The 23744-nt window shown below is 66.6% G+C and carries 16 protein-coding genes; 7 read left to right on the top strand and 9 right to left on the bottom strand.

Annotated elements, in window-relative coordinates:
- Positions 1-9: 9 nt before the first annotated feature.
- On the bottom strand, positions 10-1452 hold the full coding sequence (locus IDM45_RS04890; protein WP_408631641.1) for a methyl-accepting chemotaxis protein: 1443 nt from the start codon (positions 1450-1452) through the stop codon (positions 10-12).
- A 343-nt stretch (positions 1453-1795) separates the two neighbouring features.
- On the opposite strand from IDM45_RS04890, the gene IDM45_RS04885 reads away from it, so the two are divergent.
- From IDM45_RS04885 to IDM45_RS04870, 4 genes are all read left to right on the top strand, one after another.
- The gene (locus IDM45_RS04885; RefSeq protein WP_209424003.1) at positions 1796-2959 is read left to right on the top strand and encodes a PilT/PilU family type 4a pilus ATPase; all 1164 of its coding nucleotides are present in this window, start codon (positions 1796-1798) and stop codon (positions 2957-2959) included.
- Positions 2956-3873 carry a 50S ribosomal protein L3 N(5)-glutamine methyltransferase gene (gene prmB / locus IDM45_RS04880; RefSeq protein WP_209421869.1) on the top strand — a complete coding sequence of 306 codons (918 nt, stop codon included), beginning with the start codon at positions 2956-2958 and terminating at the stop codon, positions 3871-3873. Before IDM45_RS04885 ends, prmB begins: the two co-directional genes overlap by 4 nt.
- 91 nt (positions 3874-3964) lie before the next feature.
- On the top strand, positions 3965-5080 hold the full coding sequence (locus tag IDM45_RS04875; RefSeq protein ID WP_209421868.1) for an acyltransferase family protein: 1116 nt from the start codon (positions 3965-3967) through the stop codon (positions 5078-5080).
- A 129-nt stretch (positions 5081-5209) separates the two neighbouring features.
- Complete coding sequence (locus IDM45_RS04870) at positions 5210-7183, top strand: ABC-F family ATP-binding cassette domain-containing protein (protein ID WP_209421867.1); 1974 nt, start codon at positions 5210-5212, stop codon at positions 7181-7183.
- Positions 7184-7536: 353 nt separating this feature from the next.
- On the opposite strand, the gene phbB is transcribed toward IDM45_RS04870, so the two are convergent.
- From phbB to IDM45_RS04855, 3 genes are all read right to left on the bottom strand, one after another.
- On the bottom strand, positions 7537-8274 hold the full coding sequence (gene phbB / locus IDM45_RS04865) for an acetoacetyl-CoA reductase (RefSeq protein ID WP_209421866.1): 738 nt from the start codon (positions 8272-8274) through the stop codon (positions 7537-7539).
- Positions 8275-8353: 79 nt separating this feature from the next.
- The gene (locus IDM45_RS04860; protein ID WP_209421865.1) at positions 8354-9535 is read right to left on the bottom strand and encodes an acetyl-CoA C-acetyltransferase; all 1182 of its coding nucleotides are present in this window, start codon (positions 9533-9535) and stop codon (positions 8354-8356) included.
- Between the two features lie 44 nt (positions 9536-9579).
- Positions 9580-11286: a PHA/PHB synthase family protein gene (locus IDM45_RS04855; RefSeq protein WP_209421864.1), complete on the bottom strand. Its 1707-nt coding sequence runs from the start codon at positions 11284-11286 to the stop codon at positions 9580-9582.
- 171 nt (positions 11287-11457) lie between these two features.
- Here IDM45_RS04855 and IDM45_RS04850 point away from each other — a divergent pair, with 171 nt between their 5' ends.
- Complete coding sequence (locus tag IDM45_RS04850) at positions 11458-11775, top strand: hypothetical protein (RefSeq protein ID WP_209421863.1); 318 nt, start codon at positions 11458-11460, stop codon at positions 11773-11775.
- Here IDM45_RS04850 and pgeF read toward each other — a convergent pair.
- Positions 11692-12564, bottom strand: coding sequence for a peptidoglycan editing factor PgeF (gene pgeF / locus IDM45_RS04845; RefSeq protein WP_209421862.1), 873 nt, complete (start codon positions 12562-12564; stop codon positions 11692-11694). The two genes, IDM45_RS04850 and pgeF, sit on opposite strands and share 84 nt — an antisense overlap.
- A 71-nt stretch (positions 12565-12635) precedes the next feature.
- Here pgeF and IDM45_RS04840 point away from each other — a divergent pair, with 71 nt between their 5' ends.
- Complete coding sequence (locus IDM45_RS04840) at positions 12636-13331, top strand: fumarylacetoacetate hydrolase family protein (protein ID WP_209421861.1); 696 nt, start codon at positions 12636-12638, stop codon at positions 13329-13331.
- On the top strand, positions 13328-13906 hold the full coding sequence (locus IDM45_RS04835; protein WP_209421860.1) for an NUDIX hydrolase: 579 nt from the start codon (positions 13328-13330) through the stop codon (positions 13904-13906). The genes IDM45_RS04840 and IDM45_RS04835 overlap by 4 nt, the downstream gene beginning before the upstream one ends.
- A gap of 7 nt (positions 13907-13913) precedes the next feature.
- On the opposite strand, the gene ligA is transcribed toward IDM45_RS04835, so the two are convergent.
- The 4 genes from ligA to IDM45_RS04815 form a co-directional block, all read right to left on the bottom strand.
- Positions 13914-16022 (bottom strand): NAD-dependent DNA ligase LigA, encoded by a 2109-nt coding sequence (gene ligA / locus IDM45_RS04830; protein WP_209421859.1) that lies wholly within the window; start codon positions 16020-16022, stop codon positions 13914-13916.
- 18 nt (positions 16023-16040) lie between these two features.
- The gene (locus IDM45_RS04825; protein WP_209421858.1) at positions 16041-17135 is read right to left on the bottom strand and encodes a cell division protein FtsZ; all 1095 of its coding nucleotides are present in this window, start codon (positions 17133-17135) and stop codon (positions 16041-16043) included.
- Between the two features lie 22 nt (positions 17136-17157).
- The gene (gene smc / locus IDM45_RS04820; protein WP_209421857.1) at positions 17158-20694 is read right to left on the bottom strand and encodes a chromosome segregation protein SMC; all 3537 of its coding nucleotides are present in this window, start codon (positions 20692-20694) and stop codon (positions 17158-17160) included.
- 172 nt (positions 20695-20866) lie between these two features.
- Entirely contained in the window at positions 20867-23644 is a 2778-nt protein-coding gene (locus IDM45_RS04815) for a bifunctional diguanylate cyclase/phosphodiesterase (RefSeq protein WP_209421856.1), read from the bottom strand.
- Positions 23645-23744 lie beyond the last annotated feature (100 nt).

Genomic DNA, 23744 nt, shown 5'->3' with positions numbered 1-23744 from the left:
GCCTGGCCCTCAGGACACTGCCGTCAGGCTCTTGTAGACGCCGCAGCCCAGATAGACATCCGCCACCCGCTGCACAAACGACATCTTGGTTTGCACGGCTCCGCTGGTCGGATGCACGATGTCGTACTCCACCCAGCCCGGGCTGCGCTCGGCCTGGGCAATGATGGCCTGCAGCAGCGCCTGGCCATCGACTCCCGGAATGTCCTGCACGCGCGAGCCGACCTTGGCCGGATTGCCGGCAAAGGCAAGATAGGCTCCCTGCGCATCAAGGGCAAACACGTACATGTCCCGGTCGTGAAATGGCTGGGCAGGGTCGGTGATGGTGCGCAGGAAACCCTCGCGGCTGCGGCCCTGGGCCACGGCTGCGGCGCGCTGTACCAGTGCCAGGGCCTCCTCCGCTGTGCCCTGCTGCAGGCGAAACACCTGTACCGCACGCGCCAGGGTATGGGCGCGGCCCTGCAGGGCGCGCGCCTGCTGCAGCGTATCGCCCACCATGCTGGCGTTGTGCTGGGTGAGCTGATCGAGTTGCTGGACAGCGGCATTGATCTCGCGCAGGCCCGTGCCCTGCTCGACCACCGAGTGGGAGATGCTGGCCACGTGGCCAGCCACCGTGCGGATACCCTGCTGCGCCGCAGCCATGCCATCGCCAGCATTGCGGATCAGGGTGCCACTGTCCTGGACTTGCTGCACCGAGGTCTGGATCAGGGTGCGGATCTCGCGCGCCGCCTCGGCCGAGCGGCCCGCCAGGGTGCGCACTTCGCTGGCCACCACCGCAAAACCCCGGCCCTGCTCGCCGGCGCGCGCCGCCTCCACGGCAGCGTTGAGCGCCAGGATATTGGTCTGGAAGGCGATCGAGTCGATCACCCCGATGATTTCGCTCATGCGCCGGGCGCCATCCTGGATGGATTGCACCGAGGAGATGGCGTGCGTCATGGCCTGGCTGCCCTCTTCGGCGCGCAAGCGCACCCGCTCGCCCTCCTGCGCCGCCTCCCGGGCCGCCTCGATGGTATTGTCGATGGCCGCCGTCAGCTGCTCCACGCTGGCGGCAGTCTGCTCGACGCTGCTGGCTTGCTGCTCGGTTCTCGCGGACAGCGCTGCGCTGTCGCGGGCCAGGCTGGCGCCGGCGTGATCGACCAGTGCCGCATTGCTGCGGATATCGGCTACGGCGCTGGACAGATGCAGCACCAGCCGATCGAGCCGATTGCCCAGCCGCGCCAGCTCGTCGCTGCCGTCCAGGCTGGCACGCGCACATAGATCGCCCTGCGCCGCCTGCTCCATGGCTTGGCGCAAGCGGTTGAGCGGCCCGGCCATGCCGGCGTGCAGGGCAGCCGCCAGGTAGCCGACGAGCAACACCAGGCACAGGCACAGAGGCCACAGAGCCTGCGGCAAGAATTCAGCAGTTGCAGCCAGAAGCACCAGGGACAGCACCGCCAGCCCGGCCAGCAGGGCCATTCGCCCCCCTAGCCCGAGCCGCTGCAACAGCCACAACCCCGGACGCAGGAATATTGAATTGCGCATCGCTCCCTTGCCTCATCATGTGTGCTTGCCAACGCCGCCAGCCGGCGTCAAGTCATGATATCTGTTGCAACCAGTTGCCAAATCGGGCCGCGCATGAATGCAACATTTCTGCCCGCCTGCCCCATCCGTGTGCCTGCCGCAGCGGCAGACCTGCCGGCAGCCGCCACCGGGGCAGCGCTGCTCGATAATCGCGCCTTCCCACATGCCTGGCGCGCGCCTCCCCGCCCGCTTGCATCGCCCATCCACTTCACCAGACAAGACATCGACCATGAGCACTATGGGAACCATGGAGCGGATCCTGCGCCTGATGGCGGACAAGAACGCCTCGGACGTTTACCTGTCGGCCAAGGCCCCGGCCCTGATCAAGATCAATGGCGAATGCATCCCGATCAACAACCAGGAGCTGCCGGTCGATGCGCCGCTGAACCTGCTGTCCGAGATCGTCCCGCCCGAGCGCATCGAGGAGCTGCAGGAGACGGGTGAGCTGAACATGGGTGTGCCCATTGCCGGCGTGGGGCGCTTTCGAGTCAGCGCCATGCGCCAGCGCGGCACCGTGGCGGTGGTCATCCGCTTCATTGCCCAGCACATTCCGGCCCTGTCCTCGCTGGGGCTGCCGCCGCTGCTGGGCGAGCTGGCCTTGCACAAGCGCGGCCTGATCCTGATCGTCGGCGCCACCGGCTCGGGCAAGAGCACCACGCTGGCCGCCATGCTCGACGAGCGCAACCAGACGACTGCCGGCCACATCCTCACCGTCGAGGATCCGATCGAATACCAGTTCAAGAACAAGAAATCCATCGTCAACCAGCGCGAAATCGGCAGCGACACGCGCTCGCTGCAGACGGCGCTGAAGAACGCCCTACGCCAGGCGCCGGATGTGATTCTGATCGGCGAGATCCGCGACCGCGAAACCATGTCGGCGGCCATTGCCTATGCCCAGTCGGGCCACCTGTGCCTGGCCACCCTGCACGGCAACAACAGCTACCACGCGCTCAACCGCATCCTGTCGTTCTATCCGGTGGAAGTGCGCGAGACCATGCTCAGCGATCTGGCCTCGGCGCTGCGCGCCATCATCTCGCAGCGCCTGGTGCGCACATCCGGCGGCGGGCGCGTGGCAGCGGTGGAGATCATGCTCAACACCAAGCTGGTGGCCGAGTTGATCGAGCAAGGGGACTTCTCCGGCGTGCGCGACGCCTTGGAAAAATCCATGGCCGAAGGCTCCAAGACCTTTGAGGAGTCGCTGGCAGAGCTGATCCTGGCAGGCCGCATCGAGCGCAAAGAAGGCCTGGCCTATGCCGACTCCCCGACCAACCTGATGTGGCGGCTGCAAAACGATTTCGCGGCCGCCTCCCGGGAGGCGCAGGCCGCCAGCCAGGCGGGCCGTTCGGCGGACGACGACGCTCCGTCCTTCACCGAGATCGTCCTGGATGTCCACTCCCAATGACGCAGCGGCACATCACCGGCAGCACGCTGGGCGAGTTGATCCGGGACGGCGAGCAATATCTTCTGCAGGCCGGCGTGTCCTTTGGCCACGGCACGACCAACGCCCGCGATGAAGCCGCCTGGCTGGTGCTGTGGAGCCTGGGCCTGCCGCTGGACAGCAATCTGGCTGAACAGGCCGAGGATTCAGTATCGAATCGGCCTGTAAGCCTTGCTGAGCAAGCGCGGGCAGCTACTGTTTTTGAAGAACGCATCACCACCCGCAAACCAGCCGCCTACCTCACGCACGAGGCCTGGCTGCAGGGCGTGCCGTTCCATGTGGATGAACGCACCATCGTGCCGCGCAGCCTGATTGCCGAGCTGATCGCAGATGGCAGCATCGACCCCTGGCTGAGCGATCGCACCCACCGCGTGCTGGATTTGTGTACCGGCAACGGCAGCCTGGCCGTGCTGGCCGCGCTGGCCTGGCCCGAGGTGCAGGTGACAGGTGCCGACCTGTCCGCCGATGCGCTGGAGGTGGCGCGCATCAATGTGGAGCGCCACGGTCTGGGCGAGCGTATTGCCCTGGTGCAGGGCGACGGCCTGGCAGCGGCGCCTGGCGTTTGGGATCTGGTGCTGTGCAACCCGCCCTATGTGAACGCTGCCAGCATGGCCGCCCTGCCGCCCGAGTATCGCGCCGAGCCCGAGCTGGCCCTGGCCGGCGGCATCGACGGCATGGATTTCATCCGCCAGCTGCTGCAAGCCCTGCCGGAACAATTGGCTGAAGATGGGGTGCTGGTGCTGGAAATCGGCAACGAAAAACCGTTTTTCGAGGCAGCTTTTCCTGAATTTCCGGTGTTCTGGCTGGAAACCAGCGCAGGCGATGAACAGGTGTTGCTGGTGACTGCGTGCTCTCTGAAAGCATGGATGGGCTCCTGAAGCAATTTCATTATCCTAGAATGCAGCAAAATAACATTGCCCTTAAAAATCATAAATCGACCAAAAATATTATCGGAGTCTAATCCGCTTCATGCCAGGCATAAAAAATAATTTCGATGAATATTGGCGTGGATTATTTGACAATCAGCGCCAGAACAACATTGACCTATTACGCGCCATCGCTGTAATTTCCGTATTCATTCATCATGCGCAATCGACCTTTGGAGGTGATTTTCCTTTCTTTGGGGAATACGGCGGGCAATTCGGCCCACAGTTGTTTTTCCTCATAAGTGGTTACCTCATAAGTGCCAGCTGTACCAGACACCCGCTGACAGATTATGCAATCCACAGAATTTTCCGCATAATACCCGCCTACCTGTTGTTTTTTTTAGGCATTGGATTATTTAATGGAGTGATTTCCTGGGACAATATTTCTCAGGCTCCATGGGAGTTTTTGGCAAATATATTGCTGATGCAACATTTGTTCCCAAAAGCGTTGCTTCATTATGATACATTGCATGTTACTTGGACTCTGACTGTAGAGGTATTATGGTATGCAAGCGCACCTTTATTACTGTGGCGTCGTTCATTGAGCACAGCCACCGTAATGGGGATCACATTGTTTTCTTCCGCTTGGGCTTATGCGGCCAACCAGCATGTCTTTGATGGATTTTATCCAGGGGTGACAGATGTCAATCCGGGATTTTCATATCTTTTTCTGGCGAATCATTTCTTTTCACAAATTTGTTTTTTCGCCTTTGGAGCGTGGATATTTTTCCACAAAGATAGGCTGAGGAAGGTAAATCCATTTCTCCTGATGATGCTTGCTGTCTTGTTATTCATATTGAGAAAATATTATTTCATTTATAATCCAATATTCATTACCGGAATAGGACTTGGCCTGTTGATGCTGGCAGGAATAAATAGCCCTGCATTCCGCAGTAAAGGGGTATTTATTATTTCCGAAGTGTCATATTCAATTTATTTGTGCCACTTCCCAGTATTACTCATGGTGAAAAATATTTGGCAGATCTCCGGATATCTCGGCGTCGCAGTTAGTATATTATTGACATTGACTCTATCTGTTATTAGTTATATTTTCCTGGAAAAGCCGGCTATTAATTTTGGCAAACACTTGACAAAGTCAAAATTCCCTCTCTCATCAACATCAGCTCAGAAAAATCTGGATACGCATCCCGGCAGATAATCTTGTGCTTCATCGAAAGCTGACGGCAAGAGCTGGCTGCAGCTTCGCTCCCCCCTCGCCAGGGGGACTGCATTTGTTCGGAACAGCCCCCCTGTCCCCAGTTCGTCCCGAAGGGGCGCGGATTGAAACATGATCTCCCTACGCCAAGTCACCTTGCGTCGCGGTAGCCGCGTGCTGCTCGACAGCGTTTCCGCGACCCTCAACCCCGGTGAAAAAATCGGTCTGGTCGGACGCAACGGCGCCGGCAAGTCCTCGCTGTTCGCCCTGCTGGCCGGCCATCTGCACGAGGATGGTGGCGATTTTTCCATCCCGCCCCAGTGGCGCATGGCCCAGGTGGCGCAGGAGATGCCCGAAACCAGCGAAAGCGCCAGTGCCTTCGTGCTGGCCGGTGACGCGCGGTTGGGCGAGTTGCAGGGGCGTCTGGTCGCAGCCGAGGCCAGTGGCGACGGCATGGCCATCGCCCAGTTGCACGCCGACCTGCAGGATGCTGGCGCGCACGACGCGCTGGCGCGCGCACAGACGCTGATCCTGGGTCTGGGTTTTCAGCCGGCGCAGCTTGAGCAGCCGGTCAACAGTTTTTCCGGTGGCTGGCGCATGAGGCTGCAGCTGGCACGCGCGCTGATGGCTCCGTCCGACCTGCTGCTGCTCGACGAGCCGACCAACCACCTGGATTTGGACGCCCTGGTCTGGCTGGAGGCCTGGCTCAAGCGCTACGGCGGCACGCTGATCGTCATCAGCCACGACCGCGAGTTCCTGGATGCCGTCACGGACGTCACCCTGCACATCGAAAATGCCCAGCTCACGCGTTATGGCGGCAACTACAGCCGCTTCGAGGAGCTGCGCGCCCAGCAGCTAGTGCTGCAGCAGGCGGCGTATGAGCGCCAGCAGGAAAAGATCGCCCACCTGCAAAGCTTCATCGACCGCTTCAAGGCCAAGGCCACCAAGGCAAAGCAGGCGCAAAGCCGCGTCAAGCAGATCGAGCGCATGGAGCGCCTCGCGCCGGTGCTGGCCAGCGCCGATTTCACCTTCACCTTTCGTGAGCCGGCCAACCTGCCCAATCCCATGCTGGCCATCAGCGATGCCTCCTTCGGCTATATCCATGAGGACGGCACGCAAACCACCATCCTGCGCGGCGTGAACCGCTCGGTGCTGGCCGGCCAGCGTATCGGCATCCTGGGCGCCAACGGCCAGGGCAAGTCCACGCTCGTCAAGACCATCGCCCGCGAAATGGCCCCGCTGACGGGCAAGGTGACCGAGGGCAAGGGACTCACCATCGGCTATTTCGCCCAACAGGAACTGGACGTGCTGCGCCCGCAGGACAACCCGCTGGAGCACATGGTGCGCCTGGCGCGCGAGTTGGGGGCGGACGCCGCCAGTAGCCGCGAGCAGGAGTTGCGCAACTTCCTGGGCAGCTTCAACTTCAGCGGCGACATGGTGGCGCAGGCCGTGGGCAGCATGAGCGGCGGCGAAAAAGCCCGCCTGGTGCTGGCCATGATCGTCTGGCAGCGGCCCAACCTGCTGCTGCTCGACGAGCCGACCAACCACCTGGATCTGGCCACACGCGAAGCCTTGGCCATGGCGCTGCAGGATTTCGACGGCACTGTCATGCTGGTCAGCCACGACCGGGCGCTGCTGCGTTCGGTCTGCGAGGATTTCTGGCTGGTCGGGCGCGGCCAGGTCAGCCCCTTCGATGGCGATCTGGACGAGTACCAGCGCTATTTGCTGGAAGAAGCGCGCCGCCTGCGCGAGGCGGCCCGGGTGGCGGCGGACGCCGCCAGCACAGCGCACGCTGCCGAGCGCCCGACGCCGGTCAACTCGCGCGAGCAGCGCAAGGCCAGCGCCCAGGCGCGCCAGCAATTGGCAGAAAAAACCCGTCCGCTGCGCCGCGAGCTGGCCCAGGTGGACAGCCGGCTGGCAGCACTGTCGGCGGAAAAGGCCGAGCTGCAGGAGCGCCTGGCCACATCGCTGCCGCCTGCCGAGATTGCCGATTGCGGCCGGCGCCTCAAGGCCTGCGGCGACGAGATCGAGCAGCTCGAAGAGCGCTGGCTGGAGCTGGGCGAGGCCCTGGAAGCGCTGGAGGCAGGGGCGGCAATTGAAGTGTGAAATACCGCTGCAGCCCAATACTGGCAAGCGCTGACAGCTATCAATTTTGAAAATTAGCAAAGCGTTGCAGGGGATGGAAATTATTTTTCCCGCTGTGTCAACGCGGTTCAACCCGGGTGCGTTGTTCCTGTCATCTTAGGAGATCCCACATGAGCACCACCATCCTGTCCGCCTGGCCCGAAGACGAACGCGACCGCAAACGCGCACCGGCCCGCGTGTGAGCGCCGCCGGCGCGGGCCGCCAGCGCCCTGCCCGCCCGAACCAGAGCCGACAGCCGGCGCTCCTTTTTCCCGCCAAGCCGCCCCATCAAAAAACCCGCTTTCGCGGGTTTTTTGTTGCGTACAAGGCCGGCTTCAATTCATGTGCAGGCCGCCGTTGACCGAGAACTCGGCGCCGGTGGTGTAGCCGCCCTCATCGCTGGCCAGCCAGGCGATGATGGAGGCGATCTCGCTGGGCTCGCCCAGGCGCTTGACCGGGACGGTGGCGACGATTTTTTCCAGCACGTCCGGACGGATGGCCTTCACCATGTCGGTGCCGATGTAGCCCGGTGCCACAGTGTTCACGGTGACGCCCTTGGTGGCCATCTCCTGCGCCAGCGCCATGGTGAAGCCGTGCATCCCGGCCTTGGCAGCCGAGTAGTTGGTCTGTCCGGCCTGGCCCTTCTCGCCGTTCACGCTGGAGATGTTGATGATGCGGCCCCAGCCCTTTTCCACCATGTCGGCCACGACCTGCTTGGTCACGTTGAACATGGAGTTCAGGTTGGTTTCGATCACCGCATCCCAGTCCTCGCGCGTCATCTTGATGAACATGCGGTCGCGCGTGATGCCGGCGTTGTTGACCAGCACGTCGATGCTGCCGTGCTCGGCCTTGGCTTTTTCAAACGCGGCCACGGTGGAGTCCCAATCGCCCACGTTGCCCGCCGAAGCGTAGAACGTGTAGCCCAGTGCCTTTTGCTCATCCAGCCACTTCTGGTAATCCCGCGTGGGGCCGCAGCCGGCGATGACCTTGAAGCCCTCCTTGTGCAGGCGCTGGCAGATGGCGGTGCCGATGCCTCCCATGCCGCCGGTGACGTATGCTACTTTCTGGCTCATTTTCCTTCTCCTTTTTTGCTGATGAACCTGGTCACTCTAACCAGGGTTGTGAGCAATTCTTGCTCAGGTAAATACTGATTCAGCGCTCCACCGCCAGGGCCACGCCCATGCCGCCGCCGATGCACAGGGCTACCAGGCCCTTTTTGGCGTCGCGGCGCTGCATCTCGTGCAAGAGCGTGACCAGCACGCGGCAGCCCGAGGCGCCAATGGGGTGGCCGATGGCAATCGCCCCGCCGTTGACGTTGACCCGGGCCGGGTCGATACCCAGCTCCTTGTTGACGGCGCAGGCCTGGGCAGCGAAGGCCTCGTTGAGCTCGAACAGATCGACCTCCTCGGCCTTCCAGCCGGCGCGCTCCAGCGCCTTGCGCGACGCCGGCACCGGCCCCATGCCCATGGTGGCCGGATCCAGGCCCGAGGTGGCGTAGGCGCGGATGTGCGCCAGCGGCGTCAGGCCCAGTTCGCGGGCCTTGGCAGCGCTCATGACCACCACGGCGGCAGCGCCATCGTTGATGCCCGAGGCATTGCCTGCCGTCACCGTGCCGGCCTTGTCGAAGGCCGGGCGCAGGCCGGCCAGGGCGTCGGCATTGGACTTGCGGTTCAGGTACTCATCCTGATCGACGGTGATCGGCTCGCCCTTTCTCTGCGGAATCTGCACCGGGACGATCTCGTCCTTGAAGCGGCCCGCGTCCTGCGCAGCAGCGGCCTTTTGCTGGCTGGCCAGCGCCAGCGCGTCCTGCATCTCGCGCGTGATGCCGTGCTCTTTGGCGACGTTCTCGGCGGTGATGCCCATGTGGTATTGGTGGTACACATCCCACAGGCCATCGACGATCATGGTGTCCGCAAGCTTCCAGTCGCCCATGCGCTGGCCGTCGCGCGAGCCGTTGAGGACGTGGGGCGACAGGCTCATGTTTTCCTGGCCGCCGGCGACGACGATCTCGCTGTCGCCCGTGGCCACGGCCTGGGCGGCCAGCATGACGGCCTTGAGGCCCGAGCCGCACACGGCGTTGATGGTGAGTGCCGGTGTCTCCTTGGCTACTCCGGCAGCCATCATGGCCTGGCGCGCCGGGTTCTGGCCGCAGCCCGCCGTCAGCACCTGGCCCATGATGACCTCGCCCACTTGGTCGGGTGCCACCTTGGCGCGCGCCAGCGCTTCCTTGATGACGGTGGCGCCCAGCTGCGTGGCCGGCAGCTTGGCGAAGGCGCCGCCGAATTTGCCCACGGGCGTGCGCACGGCGGAGACGATGACGATGTCCTGTTCCATGTCGGTCTTTCTGTTGTCTTTGGTTGGTTGCTGAAGGGAAAGGGTCAGGCCTTTTGCTTGACGTAGCGCCCCGGCGCCGGCTCGATGGCCTTGTAGGCCTTGCCCCGGCCATAAGTCTTGGGCGCAGCGATCTGCTTGCCGGCATGGCTCTTGAGCCATTCGGCCCAGTCCTCCCACCAACTGCCGGGTACCTGCGTGGCGCCTTCGAGCCATTCATCCAGCGTGGCCGGGAATTCGCCGTCCTCGCGCAGCCAGTGGCTGCGCTTGCCGGCGGCCGGCGGGTTGATGACGCCAGCGATGTGCCCGGACGCGCCCATGACAAAGCGCTTGTCGCCCGGCAGCACCTGGGTGGAAGCGTAGGCCGCGCCGATGGGCACGATGTGATCCTCGCGCGAGCCGTAGATATAGACCGGCAGCGTGACCTGGTTCAAGTCCAGCTGCTCGCCGCAGACGGTGAGCGCGCCGGGCTGCACCAGCTTGTTTTCCAGGTAGAAGTTGCGCAGATACCAGGCGTAGAACGGCCCGGGCAGGTTGGTCGAGTCGCCGTTCCAGTACAGCAGGTCGAAGGCCGGCGGCGTCTCGCCCTTGAGGTAGTTGCCCACAACGTAGTTCCACACCAGGTCGTTGGGCCGCAGGAAGCTGAAGGTGCTGGCCATGTCCTGGCCCTTCATCAGCCCGCCGCGCCCCATCTGCATCTCGCGCAGGCGCACGAAGTTCTCGTCGATGAAGACATCCAGGATGCCGGTATCGGTGAAGTCCAGCAGCGCGGTCAGGAAGGTGGCGCTGGCCACCGGCTCCTCGCCGCGCGCTGCCAGCACGGCCAGAGCGTTGGCCAGCATGGTGCCGCCGACGCAGAAGCCCAGGGCGTTGATCTGCTCGGCGCCGCCGATCTCGCGCGTGACCTCTATCGCCTTGAGTACGGCGTGCTCGATGTAGTCGTCCCAGGTCTTGCCCGCCTGCGACTCGTCGGGGTTGCGCCAGCTCACCACGAAGGTGCGCTGGCCCTGCGCGACGGCATAGCGGATCAGCGAATTGGCCGGCTGCAAGTCCAGGATGTAGTACTTGTTGATGCACGGCGGCACCATCAGGAAGGGGCGCTCGTGTACCTTGGCCGTCAGCGGCTTGTACTCGATGAGCTGGAACAGCTCGTTTTCGAAGACCACCGCGCCCTCGGTGGTGGCGACGTTGCGCCCGACCTCGAAGCCCTCGGTGTCGGTCATGGAAATCTGCCCCTGGCGCATGTCGTGCAGCAGGTTGGCCACGCCCTTGGCAATGCTCTCGCCCTTGGTTTCCAGGGCTTTTTTCTGCGCTTCCGGGTTGAGTGCCAGAAAGTTGCTCGGCGCCGTGGCCGCCAGCCACTGGTCAACCGAGAAGCGGACGCGTGCGCGCGTCTTGTCATCGGCCTGCACGGCATCGGCCAGGCCGGTCATGATGCGCGCCTGCAACTGGTAGGCCGCCGCCGCGTAGGCCGCCAGCGGGTTGTGCGCCCAGCTCTCGCCGGCAAAGCGCTTGTCGCCACTGTCCATCGCTGCCGTGCCCTGCGCCCACAGCGCCTGCACACCCGACAGGTATTGCTCGCGCAGCTGGGCCAGCCTGTCCGGGTCGAAGCCAATCGGCGCCTGTGCCGGCAAGCCCGCCGGCAGTGCGCCGGCCCCGCCAGGCTGCAATGCACCCAGCATCTTGCCCCAACTCTCGTTCATCAGGTTTTGCCATTGCTGGGTGGCCTGTGTCCAGCCTGCATCCGTGTTCATGCTGCCTCCTTCAACCGATAGTTCAACAATGTGTCCCGCTGGTGCTCAAGTCCGGGCGCCAGCGGCTTTAAGCACGCCTTCATGCTCTTGTAACTGGCCACAGTATCCTGACACAAAAATACGCCAGCCTTACCTGCGTCCCCCATTGGGGATTTTTTCTTGACTTGCATCATGTATCTGGTTGCCATTGCCTGGCTTTACGTCACCCTGATGATGGCCGTCGCCGAAGCCGGCGCGGACAACGGCACGGTGCTGGGCGCCGTCATCACCTTTGTCCTGTACGGGCTGCTGCCGCTGTCCATCCTCCTGTACATCCTCGGCACGCCGGCGCGCAAGCGGCGCCTGCGTGTGCGCCAGCAGCGGGAGTTGCAACAGGCCGCCCCGGCGCCCGCATCAGTGCCCGCATCAGCCGCACCGCCAGATGAGGGCCGCCATGCGCCCGCTGCCGCCCAGGACGCGGTGGTCGCGCCGGTACGAAAAAAACCTTGAGGCATTGGCCACCGTACACCAGGCCTTTGAACTGTCGTTGCCATGGATGCTGGTCACGCCGGCAGCGCGCAGGCGCTGGCGGGCCAGGGCGGCCAGGTCGGCCAGGTACTTGTCCCCGCCGCAGCTCGCCTTGCCGGGGCGCGCCTGGAAGTGTTGCGCCGCAGCCGGATCGTGCGCCACGAAGGCAGCGCGCACCTCGGGGCCGACTTCAAAGGCCTGGGCGCCTATGCCCGGGCCGATCCAGGCCATGACAGTTTCTGCATTCCCGGCATTTTTTGCTTCGCTTTCAATAGCTGTCATCGCTTTCCCAGCAATGGTTTGAGCCAGAAAAGACTGCAAAACATTCTCCAGTACCCCACCCGCCAGCCCGCGCCAGCCGGCATGGGCGGCAGCCACCCGGGTGCCGGCACGGTTGGTCAGCAACACCGGCAGGCAGTCGGCGGCCATGACCACGCAGGCCACGCCGGCCGCGCTGGTAGTGCTGGCGTCGGCAGCCTGCTGGTCGGGCGTGGCGCGTTCGATGGGCAGCACTGCGGTGCCGTGGATCTGGCGCAGGCGCACCGGATGCACCGGCTGGCCGTCCGGCTGCATGGCCTGCAGGGCAGCCTGCAAGCGCTGCCAGTTGGCGGCCACGGCCTGCGGCGCATCCTGCGTGCCCAGCCCCAGGTTCAGGCTGTCGTGGGGCGCGGCGCTGACGCCGCCATTGCGCGTGGTACACATGGCGCGCACCTGCGCCGGCGCCGGCCAGTCGGGGATGAGCCAGTCATGCAAGAGAGAGGGTGTAGCCATCGTGTCGGGGCCTGCAGGTGCTGCATGGCACACTGCGGCGCTTGCCATCTGTCGTTCAACGAGCCCGCATCATGCGCCATGTCTTCCCCCCTGCCGCCCCGGCCTGCGTGCCCGTTGCGGGCAGCGACGCCCTGTTTCCGGTACACCGGATCTTCTGCGTGGGCCGCAACTACGCCGAGCACGCCCGCGAAATGGGCTTTTCCGGGCGCGAGCCGCCGTTTTTTTTCATGAAGCCGGCGGATGCCGTCGTGCCGGTGACTGCCGGCGAGACGGGCCGCCTGCCCTACCCCACGCTGACCGCCGACCTGCACCACGAGATCGAGCTGGTGGCAGCCATCGGCCAGGGCGGCAGCAACATCGCCGCTGCCGACGCGCTGGCCCACGTCTGGGGCTACGCCATCGGGCTGGACATGACGCGGCGCGACCTGCAGGCGGACATGAAGAAACAGGGCCGTCCCTGGTGCATCGCCAAGGGCTTTGACGCCAGCGCGCCCATCAGCGCCATCACCCCGGCGGCGCAGGCCGGCGACGTGCAGCACGCCGCCATCTGGCTGGAGGTCAACGGCCAGCAGCGCCAGGCCAGCCGCATCGACCGGATGATCTGGAGCGTGGCCGAGGTCGTGGCCCACCTGTCCGCCGCCTGGACGCTGCGCCCTGGGGACCTGATCTTCACCGGCACGCCCGAAGGGGTCGGCGCCGTGCGGCATGGCGACGTGCTGGAGGGCGGCATCGACGGCCTGGGCACCCTGCGGCTGGCCGTGGCATGACGTTCGGTCGCCGCCCCATCCGCCACTGCCGCGAGTGCGGCGCCGCCGTGGCCTATCGCCTGCCCGACGATGGCGACACGCGCCAGCGCGCCATCTGCCCAGCCTGCCAGACTATCCATTACGAAAACCCGCTCAACGTGGTCGGCACCATCCCAGTGCTGGGCGAGCGCGTGCTGCTGTGCAAGCGCAACATCGAGCCGCGCTGGGGCAAGTGGACGCTACCCGCCGGCTTCATGGAGCTTCAGGAGACCACCGCCCAGGGCGCGGCACGCGAGACCGACGAGGAAGCCGGCGCGCAGATCACCCTGGGGCCGCTGTTTTCGCTGGTCAACGTGCCGCACGTCGGCCAGGTACACCTGTTCTACTTGGCCACGCTGCTGAGCGAGCAATTCCACCCCGGGCACGAGACCATCGAAGCGCGGCTGTTTGCCGAGCACGAGATCCCCTGGGACGAGATCGCCTTTCGCACCGTGCGCGTGACGCTGGAGCGCTTCTTTGCCGACCGGCGCGCAGGCCGGCTGGGAATGCACTGCATCGACCTGGCGCTGCCACCCGAGGCCGTGGCGCGCGGGTGAGGCCGGTTCAGGCCGCGCCGCCCTGCAGCAGGGCGTGCAGGCCGTCCTCGTCGAGCACCGGCACGCCCAGGGCGCGGGCGCGCTCGAGCTTGCTGCCGGCCTCGGCGCCGGCCACCACATAGCTGGTCTTGCCACTGACCGAGCCGGCCACCCGGGCGCCGGCGGCTTCCAGCATTTCCTTGGCCTGCTCGCGGCCCAGGGTGGGCAGCTGGCCGGTCAGCACCACGGTCTTGCCGGCCAGCGGCAGCAGCGCCGCCGGCTGCGGCTCGCCCTCGGGCCAGCGCACGCCGCAGGCGCGCAGCTGCTCGACCACCTCGCGGTTGTGCGGTTCGGCAAAGAAGTCGTGTACCGCCTGGGCGACGATCGGCCCCACGTCGGGCACCTGCATGAGGGCGTCCACGTCGGCATCCATCAGGGCATCGAGCTGGCCGAAGTGCCGCGCCAGCTCCTTGGCCGTGGCCTCACCCACATGGCGGATGCCCAGGGCGAACAGAAAGCGCGCCAGCGTCGTGCGCTGGGATTTTTCCAGCGCCGCCAGCAGGTTCTGCGCCGACTTGTCGGCCATGCGATCGAGCTGCGCCAGCGTCGCCAGACCCAGCCGGTACAGATCGGGCAACGAGCGCACGATGTGGCCCTCGATCAGCTGATCGACCAGCTTCTCGCCCAGGCCCTCGATGTCCATGGCGCGGCGCTGGGCGAAGTGCAAGAGCGCCTGCTTGCGCTGCGCCGGGCAGAAAAGGCCGCCCGAGCAGCGATGGTCGGCCTCGCCCGGCTCGCGCAGCACGCGGCTGGCACAGATCGGGCATTCGCGGGGCATACGGAAGTTCGCCACATAGCTGCCGCGCGGCGCCGGCAGCCGGCCCACGACCTCGGGGATCACATCGCCAGCACGGCGCACGATGACCTCGTCGCCCACGCGCACGCCTTTTCTGCGCAGCTCGAACAGGTTGTGCAGCGTGGCATTGGTCACGGTGACGCCGCCGACGAACACTGGCGCCAGCCGCGCCACCGGGGTGAGCTTGCCGGTGCGTCCGACCTGGATGTCTATGCCCTCCACGCGCGTGACCATCTCCTGCGCCGGGTACTTGTGCGCCACCGCCCAGCGCGGCTCGCGCGTGACAAAACCCAGCTCGCGCTGCAGCTGCAGGCTGTCCACCTTGTAGACCACGCCGTCGATGTCAAAGGGCAGCTCGTCGCGCAGAGCGCCGATGCGCTGGTGATACGCTACTAATTCAGTAGCTCCCAGCGCTTGACTGACAAGGCTTGAGACCGGAAAACCCCATTTTTTCAGCTGCTGCAGCACCTGGTGGTGGGAGGTGAAATCCGGCCCGTCCTCCCCGGGCGGCGTGACCTCGCCCAGGCCATAGGCGAAAAACGACAGCGGGCGCTGCGCGGCAATGCCCGAGTCCAGCTGGCGCACCGCGCCGGCGGCGGCGTTGCGCGGATTGACGAAGGTCTTGTCGCCGCGCTCGCGCTGGCGCTCGTTCAGGCGCTCGAAATCGGCGCGGCGCATATAGACCTCGCCGCGCACTTCCAGCACCGGCGGCACGGGCAAGCTGGCGTCATCGCCGCCGCCGTGCAGCAGCAGCGGAATCTGGCGGATGGTGCGGATGTTGTGTGTCACGTCCTCACCCACTTCGCCGTCGCCGCGCGTGGCCGCCTGCACCAGGCGGCCAGCCTCGTAGCGCAGGCTCATGGCCAGGCCGTCGAACTTGGGTTCGGCGACGTATTCGACCGGCGGCGCGTCGGCGGCCAGCTTGAGCTCGCGGCGCACGCGGGCGTCGAAGGTTTGGGCGCCGCTGGCCTCGGTGTCGGTCTCGGTGCGGATACTGAGCATGGGCACGTGGTGGCGCACCACCGCCAGGCCCGGCAGCACGGCGCCGATCACGCGCTGCGTGGGCGAGTCGGGCGTGACCAGACCGGGGTAGGCACCCTCCAGGGCCTGCAGCTGCTGGAAGGCGCGGTCGTACTCGGCGTCCGGCACGCTGGGCGCGTCCTGCACGTAGTACTCATGCGCCCAGCGGTTGAGCTGCGCCCGCAGTGCTTCGATTTTTGTAGCTGCTCGCGCTTGTCCCTTGGGCGCTGGAGCCGAAAAAAGCTCGGATTGCTCGGCCATGTCGATGGGCTGCTGCGGTCAGCTGAACAGGCGCCGCGCCAGGGCCGAGCCGGCCGACAGGTCACGCTGGTCGAGCTGGTCGTAGAGCTGCTCCAGATCGGCGGCGATGGGATCCATGGCCATGGCCGGCAGCGGCGCGCCGTTGCCGTCGCACAGCACGCCGTCCATGGCCTCGCACAGCGTCTGCGCCAGCTCGCGCAGGCGGGCGAAGGGCTGCTCGGCGCGCGCCACCTGGGCAACATCCAGGCTCAGGGCCACTTCGCGCAAGGCAGTCTGCTCGGGCTCGTCGGACATGGCGGCTTGGGCATCGTAGTCCAGCACCAGCAGCGGCGGCAGGCCGGGCTCGGCCACGGGCAGCACCATGCGCCCGGGGATGGGGCCGGGCACCAGGCCCTGGCGTGCGGCGTTCTGCTCGACGTAGCCGGGACTCCAGGCGGCCTGGCGCGCACGCAGCACGAAGGTCAGCTGGGCGTCGTGCTCGCTGGCGAACTGGTCGAGTTCGCGCGCGCGCGCCACCTCGTGCAGCATGTCCGGGAAGTCCGCCGCCGCGCCGATGGCATCGGCGAACTGCTGGGCCTTCATGACGAACTCGGAAAATTCGATCTCGTTGAGCGCTCCGGTGCGGTTGGCCAGCTGCACCCCGGCCTGGAAGTGCCGGTAGCGCTGGCCGGCCTGGGGCGCCTCCCACTGGCGCGTTTCCTCGCGCAGCGCCTCAATGGCGAAGGGCTTGCTGCCGGCGCGGCGCGTGGGCGGCAGCGCAGCCAGCGCGGCCTCGCCGGCGACTTCGCGCTCAGGCGTGATGGGCGCAATGGCATCAATCAGCACATCCAGCCCGCCGCGCCGCTCGGTCATAGGGGCAGGCGCGGGCAGATCCAGGGCGTCGCGCGGGTCGATGGCGTGGCCGCTCAGGGCGCTGTCCACGCCCTCGCCCGAGGCCAGGGCTGCGCCCTCCAGGGCCGGCTCGTGGCGGGCGCCGGCGCCGTCCGCAGCTCCGCCGGCTGGCGGGCGCGGGCGCTTGGGCGCATTGCGGTGGTTGTTCCAGGCGTTGTGTGCGACCACGATGATCAGCACGAGCGCGCCGGCAATGATGAGGCCGAGTTGGAAATTGCTCATGGTCAAAAAATGGGTTCTGGCATCAGGCCTCGGCCATGGACAGGGCGGATTGCATGTCAACGGCAACGATACGCGACACACCCTGCTCCTGCATGGTCACACCGATCAATTGTTCAGCCATTTCCATGGCGATCTTGTTGTGGCTGATGAACAGGAATTGTGTGCCATGCGACATGCTGGCCACCAGACGGGCATAGCGCTCGGTGTTGGCATCATCGAGCGGAGCATCCACTTCGTCCAGCAGACAGAACGGCGCCGGGTTGAGCTGGAAGATGGCGAACACCAGGGCAATCGCCGTAAGCGCCTTCTCCCCGCCCGACAGCAGGTGGATGGTCTGGTTCTTCTTGCCCGGCGGCTGGGCCATGACCTGCACGCCGCAGTCCAGGATTTCGTCGCCGGTCATGATGAGGCGCGCCTGGCCGCCGCCGAACAGCTCGGGGAACATGCGACCAAAGTGCCCGTTGACGGTCTCGAAGGTGCCCGACAGCAAGGTGCGCGTCTCGGCGTCGATCCGGCGGATGGCGTCTTCCAGCGTGCTCATGGCCAGCTGCAGATCCTGGGTCTGCGCGTCCAGAAAGCCCTTGCGCTCGCGCGCCGCCGCCAGCTCCTCCAGCGCCGCCAGGTTCACCGCGCCCAGCGCGGCAATGGCCTGCTGCAGCCGCTCGATCTCGCCGGCCAGGCCGGCCAGGCGCACGCCGCCCTCGGCAATCGAGCGCTCGAGCTGCTCCAGGTCGGCCTGCGCGTCCTGCAGCAGCGTCTCGTACTGCTCCAGGCCCAGGCGGGCGGCCTGCTCTTTGAGCTGCAGCTCGGTGATGCGCTGGCGCAGCGGCTCCAGCGTGCGCTCGTGCTGGCTGCGCTGCTCGTCGCTGGCGCGCAGGCGTGCCGTGAGGCCGTCGTAGTGGCTGCGCTGCTCGCCCAGCAGGCGCTCGCAGGTGCTGCGCCGCTCCAACGCCTGCTGCAGGCCGCCCTGCGCGGCAGCGTCGCCCAGGCGGGCCAGCTCGTCGTGGGCGCGCTGGCGCTCGTCGTGCAGGCTGCGCGCCTGGGTGCTGGCGGTGTCGATGGTGCGCGCCAGCTCGGCACGGCGTGCGGCCAGGCTGCGCTGGGCGAACTGCGCCTCCTGGGCGCGCCGCTCCAGGCTGCGCTGCTGCTCGCGGCACTCATTCACGCGACGCTCGGCCTCGATCGCACGCTCGCCCAGCTGGGCATGGCGCTCCTGGCTGTCGGCCAGCTGCATGTCCAGCTCCTCGAAGCGTGCCTCGGCACTGGCGGCGCGCTCGTGCAGTTCGGCCAGCTGCTCGTCGGCCTCGGCCAGGTCGGCGCCCAGCTGCTCGCTGCGTGCGCGCGACTGCTCGACGGCCTGGGACAGGCGCAGCACCTGCACCTGCAGCTCGTGCGTGCGCGCCTGGCTGTCGCTGGCCTCGCGCCGGGACGTTGTCAGGCGCTGCGCGGCATCGGTGTGGGCGGCCTCGGCGCGCGCCAGGGCACTGGCGGCCTCCTCGGCGATCAGCGCTTGGGCGCGCAGTTCCTTGTGCAGGTGCTCGATCTCCTGGGCGCGCGCCAGCAGGCCGGCTTGCTCGGAGTCGGGGGCGTAGAAGGTCACGCTGTGCGCCGTCACGGCATGGCCGGCGGGGACGTAGAGGGTCTCGCCCGGTGGCAGGTCGGCGCGCTGCGCCAGCGCGTCGTCCAGCGTGGGTGCGGTGCGGCAGCCGTGCAGCCAGTGCTCCAGCACGGCGCGCAGGCCGGCATCGGCTACCTGCAGCAACTCGCTCAGGCGCGATGGTGCGGCTGGCCCGGTTGCCTGCGGGGGCTGCAATGGCTGCGGTGGGGCGCTGTAGAAGGCCAGCCGCGTCGGCGGCCCTTCGGCAGCGGCGGCGCCGGCAAAGCCGCGCACGCTCTCCAGCCGGCCCACGGGCAGGGCTGACAGGCGTTCGCGCAGCGCTGCCTCCAACGCCGGCTCCCAGCCGGGTTCGATCTGGATGCGGCTCCACAGGCCGGCCAGACCGTCCAGGCCGTGGCACGCCAGCCAGGGCTGCAGCCGGCCATCGACCTTGACCTTGTCCTGCAGCGCCTGCAGGGCCTGCAGACGCGCGGCCAGTTGCGCCTGCCGGGTGCTCTCGGCGTTGAGCTGCTGCTGGCGCGTGCGGCGCTCGTCGTCGAGCTGCGGCAGGGCGTCCTGCAGCTCGGCCAGTTGCGCCTGTTCCATCTCGGCCTGCTCCTGCGCCTGTTCGAGCTGCTGGCGCAGGTGCACCAGGCGCAACTCGTCGGGTGCGGCCAGGGCATTGCGCTCGGCGCGCAGGCGTTCGCTGCGCGCCGTGAGCTGGCGCATCTGCTCGGACAGCGCGCGCTGCTCGGCGGCCAGTACCTGGATCTGCTGCTGCACCTGCACCACGCCGGTGCGCTGGGCCTCGCTGGCCTGGCGCGCGCGCGCCAGGGCGTCCTCCAGCTCGGGCAGCGCCTGGGCCTGCTCGTCGAGCTGCGCGGCCAACAGCTCGGCCTGCTCCTCGGCCTGCAGATCCTCGCCTTCGAGCTGCTCGGCCTCGGCCTGGGCCTGTTCGCGCCGCTCGGCCCACTCCTCGATCTGCCGCGCCAGTTGCTCCAGGCGCAGCTGCACGCGCTGGCGGCCTTCGACCACGTAGCGGATCTCGGCCTCCAGGCGCGCCACCTCGGCAGTCGCCTCGTACAGCCGCGCCTGGGCCTGGTTCAGCGTGTCGCCGGCCTCGTAGTGCTGCTGGCGGATGACCTCCAGCTCGGCTTCGCCGTGGCGCAGCTCGGCCATGCGCGATTCCAGGTCGTTCACGGCCTGCAGGCCGTCGCTGCGCACGCGCGATTGCTCGGCCAGCGCGTCGGCGCGCTTGAGAAACCACAGCTGCTGCTGGCGCAGCGTGGCCTCGGCCTGCAGGCGCTGCCAGCGGGCGGCGACCTCGGCCTGGCGTTCGAGCTTGTCCAGGTTGGCATTCAGCTCGCGCAGGATGTCCTCGACGCGCGTCAGGTTCTCGCGCGTGTCCGCCAGGCGGTTTCCCGTCTCGCGCCGGCGCTCCTTGTACTTGGACACGCCGGCAGCCTCTTCCAGAAACAGGCGCAGGTCTTCGGGGCGCGACTCGATGATGCGCGAGATGGTGCCCTGGCCAATGATGGCGTAGGCGCGCGGCCCCAGGCCGGTGCCCAGGAAGACATCCTGCACATCGCGCCGGCGCACCGGCTGGTTGTTGATGTAGTAGCTGGAGGTGCCGTCGCGCGTGAGCACGCGCTTGACGGCGATTTCGGCGAACTGGTTCCACTGCCCGCCGGCGCGGTGGTCTTCGTTGCTGAAAGTGAGCTCGACGCTGGCGCGGCTGGCCGGCTTCCTGCTGGTCGTGCCGTTGAAGATCACGTCCTGCATGGACTCGCCGCGCAGCTCGCTGGCGCGCGACTCGCCCAGCACCCAGCGCACGGCGTCCATGATGTTGGACTTGCCGCAGCCATTGGGCCCGACCACACCCACCAACTGGCCCGGCAGCAGGAAGTTGGTGGGTTCGGCAAAGGACTTGAAGCCGGCAAGCTTGATGGAGCTGAGGCGCACGAAGGAGCGAAAGGAGGCGGTGACCCGGAAATGGCCGCCCTGGCGGGCAGGGACGAAATCATAACGTGCCGCCTACCCCGCCTGCCGGCACTGCCTTTTGCATACGAAAAGTGCCTCCAGCCAGCGCCAGGCAAGCGCTGCCAGCTATCAAAAAAGAAACTCGGCAGGAGTCTCAGGAGGCATCCGCAGCGTGCTCCAGCACCAGGGCTTCGAAGCGCTCGCGCGGCAACGGCGGCGCCAGCAGGTAGCCCTGCCAGACATGGCAGCCGCTCTTTTCCAGGAACTGGCGCTGCGCCTCGGTCTCCACGCCCTCGGCAGTGACCTGCAGCCCCAGGCTGGTGCCCAGGGCGACGATGGTGCGGGCAATCGCCGCGTCGTTGGGGTCGGTCAGCACGTCGCGCACGAAGCTCTGGTCGATCTTCAGCTCGTGCAGCGGCAGGCGCTTGAGGTAGGCCAGCGAGGAGTAGCCGGTGCCGAAGTCGTCCAGCGAGAAACCCACGCCATAGCCGCGCAGCTGCACCATCTTGGCGATGGTGTCTTCCACGTCGCGCAGCAACATGCCCTCGGTCAGCTCCAGGCGCAGCCGGTGTGCCTCGGCACCGCTGCCGGCCAACGCCTGCAGCACCTGGGCGACGAAGCCCGGCTCGTGAAACTGGCGCGGGCTGACGTTGACGGCCAGGGTCAGGCGCTGCATCAGCGGGTGGCTGCCCCACTGTGCCAGTTGCCGGCAGGCCGCCTCCAGCACCCACTGGCCCAATTGCAGGATCAGGCCGCTTTGCTCGGCCAGCGGGATGAATTCGGAAGGCGGCACGAAGCCGCGCTCGGGATGGCGCCAGCGCAGCAGTGCTTCGGCGCCCTGGATGCTGCCGCACGCCACCTTGGGCTGGTAGTACAGCTCGAAGCCGCCGCTGGCCAGGCTGGAGCGCATGTCGGTCTCCAGCTGCGCACGCGCGGCCACCACGGCCTGCATCCGGGGGTCGAAAAAGCGCAGCGTGTCGCGCCCGGCGGCCTTGGCGTCGTACATGGCCAGCTCGCTGCGCTTGAGCAGCTCGTCGGCCGGCTCGCCATTGCCGTCGAAGACCGTAATGCCGATGCTCAGAGTGGTGTGGTAGGGCTCGCCCGCGCCCAGCGTGAAGGGCTCGCGCAGCGCCTGCTGCATCCGGCGCGCGACTTCCTCGGCGTGCGTCCCGGCCTCCTCGGCGTCCCCGCTCAGCTCGTTGAGCACAACGACGAACTCGTCACCACCCTGGCGTGCCAGGGTGTCGTTGCTGCCCAGGCAGGCGTGCAGACGCTCGGCCACCTGGTGCAGCAGGCGGTCGCCGGCGTCATGGCCGCGCGTCTCGTTGAGCGTCTTGAAGTGATCCAGGTCGAGCAGCAGCACGGCGCCCCAGCTCTTGTGCCGCGCCGCCGTGCTCAGGGCCTGCTCCAGCCGATCGAGCAGCAGGCGCCGGTTGGGCAGGCCTGTGAGCAGATCGTTGTAGGCCAGGTAGCGCAGCTCCTCCTCGGTCTTGCGCCGCCGGGTGATGTCCTGCACCACCACGATGTAATGCTGTCCGTTGCGGCCCTCCTCGCGCATGGCAGAAGTCGTGACATCGACCCAGACCAGATTGCCGTCCTTGCGCACATAGCGCTTTTCCTGGCGGTACTCGGCCACCTCGCCCGCCAGCAGCTGGCGCAGCGGCGCCCTGCCGCGCTCCAGGTCATCGGGATGGATCAACTCGTGCATGTGCATGTGCTGCAATTGCTCGGGCGCGTAGCCGACGATGTCGCAAAAGCGCTGGTTGATGCGCACCAGCCGCCCGCTGTCCGACTCGACCTGCGCCATGCCTACGGCTGCCTGGTTGAACACAGTGTGAAAGCGCGTCTCGCTCTCGCGTGCAGAGGCCGTCGCCAACTGCGCAAAGGCCAGCGCCTGGGAGCGCCGGCGCACCAGCAGCCCCACCAGCGCCGTGAGCAGGGCGGTCATGACCAGTCCGCCGGCGGCAAAGAACGCCGGCTGGCGCGCTTCGGCAGGGCTGATGAAGGATTCGGCAGAGGCAAAGTCCAGCTGCCAGTGGCGCCCGCTGACCGCGATGATCTGGCTGTGGCGCATGGCATCTGCCGGCAGGGTCTCGGCGTCGTACAGGGCAACGCCTGCAGCGGTCGCCAGCTGCTCCACAGGGCCGATGTCGCGCACTGCAATCAACAGTCCGTCCAGGAAGCCGCGCTGGCGCAGGCTGTCCACCATGGCCTTGACGCTGACGATGGCCCCTGCGGCACCCAGGAAACGGGGCTGCGCCGCCGGGCCGTCCTGGGCGAAGACCGGCAGCAGGAAGTTGATGGTGGTGACCGGGCCGGATTCCTGCTGCAAGATCCTGAACGGCGCCGAAGCCGTCAGCGCCCCGGTATCGCGCGCGCGCAGCAGGGAGTCCAGATTGACCGGCTGCGAATGCACTTCCAGGCCCTGCACTTCCTCGTTGCCATGCAGCGGCCAGACGTAATCGACCACGAAATATTCCGGCTGCACCAGGGCCGGGTGGATGGAGAAGTTGCGCGGGAAGCTGCCATCGAGATGGGGATTGGCGCGCGCCTGCGCTTCGAAGGCCTGGCGCTGGCTGGCCGGCACATGGCGGGTGAAGTGCAGGTTCAGCACGCTGACGTGGGCGACATCCAGCTGCAGGCTGCTGGCTACTTGCTCGAAGGCGCTGCGCGGCAGCTCGGGATTGACCACCAGCAGACCGCGCAGGCCCATCAGCAAATCGTTCTTGGCCCCCACCCGCTGCCTGAATACATCGGCAGCAGCGCGGGCTTGACGCTCGAAGCGGGCCTGCGCCAGGGTCTGGGTCAGGCCTTGCTGGTACTGCCACAACCCGTAGCTGGCCACCACGCCGACCAGTGCCACCAGCGGCCCGGGCAGGGATTGCCAGAGAGGTCGTTTGGCTTTTGGGAGTGTGAAGATGTCGATTGCCATGGCGTGATGGGTGTGCAGCATAGTCTGATTCGCGCGTGCCCAGGGCTAACCGTGGAGAGCGCCGTCCTGCGCGCCTACCCATCGGGGCGCGCAAGCTTTT

Origin of the sequence: Melaminivora jejuensis, assembly GCF_017811175.1 — a bacterium.
Lineage (GTDB): Bacteria > Pseudomonadota > Gammaproteobacteria > Burkholderiales > Burkholderiaceae_C > Melaminivora > Melaminivora jejuensis.
The sequence above is the reverse complement of the archived record's forward strand: the minus strand, read 5'-3'. Positions and strand labels throughout refer to the sequence as shown.

Bases quoted from the DNA above. Each gene is read 5' to 3' on its own strand.
- IDM45_RS04890 (WP_408631641.1), bottom strand. From the start codon at position 1,452: ATGGCCCTGCTGGCCGGGCTGGCGGTGCTGTCCCTGGTGCTTCTGGCT.
- IDM45_RS04885 (WP_209424003.1), top strand. From the start codon at position 1,796: ATGGGAACCATGGAGCGGATCCTGCGCCTGATGGCGGACAAGAACGCC.
- prmB (WP_209421869.1), top strand. From the start codon at position 2,956: ATGACGCAGCGGCACATCACCGGCAGCACGCTGGGCGAGTTGATCCGG.
- IDM45_RS04875 (WP_209421868.1), top strand. From the start codon at position 3,965: ATGCCAGGCATAAAAAATAATTTCGATGAATATTGGCGTGGATTATTT.
- IDM45_RS04870 (WP_209421867.1), top strand. From the start codon at position 5,210: ATGATCTCCCTACGCCAAGTCACCTTGCGTCGCGGTAGCCGCGTGCTG.
- phbB (WP_209421866.1), bottom strand. From the start codon at position 8,274: ATGAGCCAGAAAGTAGCATACGTCACCGGCGGCATGGGAGGCATCGGC.
- IDM45_RS04860 (WP_209421865.1), bottom strand. From the start codon at position 9,535: ATGGAACAGGACATCGTCATCGTCTCCGCCGTGCGCACGCCCGTGGGC.
- IDM45_RS04855 (WP_209421864.1), bottom strand. From the start codon at position 11,286: ATGAACACGGATGCAGGCTGGACACAGGCCACCCAGCAATGGCAAAAC.
- IDM45_RS04850 (WP_209421863.1), top strand. From the start codon at position 11,458: ATGTATCTGGTTGCCATTGCCTGGCTTTACGTCACCCTGATGATGGCC.
- pgeF (WP_209421862.1), bottom strand. From the start codon at position 12,564: ATGGCTACACCCTCTCTCTTGCATGACTGGCTCATCCCCGACTGGCCG.
- IDM45_RS04840 (WP_209421861.1), top strand. From the start codon at position 12,636: ATGCGCCATGTCTTCCCCCCTGCCGCCCCGGCCTGCGTGCCCGTTGCG.
- IDM45_RS04835 (WP_209421860.1), top strand. From the start codon at position 13,328: ATGACGTTCGGTCGCCGCCCCATCCGCCACTGCCGCGAGTGCGGCGCC.
- ligA (WP_209421859.1), bottom strand. From the start codon at position 16,022: ATGGCCGAGCAATCCGAGCTTTTTTCGGCTCCAGCGCCCAAGGGACAA.
- IDM45_RS04825 (WP_209421858.1), bottom strand. From the start codon at position 17,135: ATGAGCAATTTCCAACTCGGCCTCATCATTGCCGGCGCGCTCGTGCTG.
- IDM45_RS04815 (WP_209421856.1), bottom strand. From the start codon at position 23,644: ATGGCAATCGACATCTTCACACTCCCAAAAGCCAAACGACCTCTCTGG.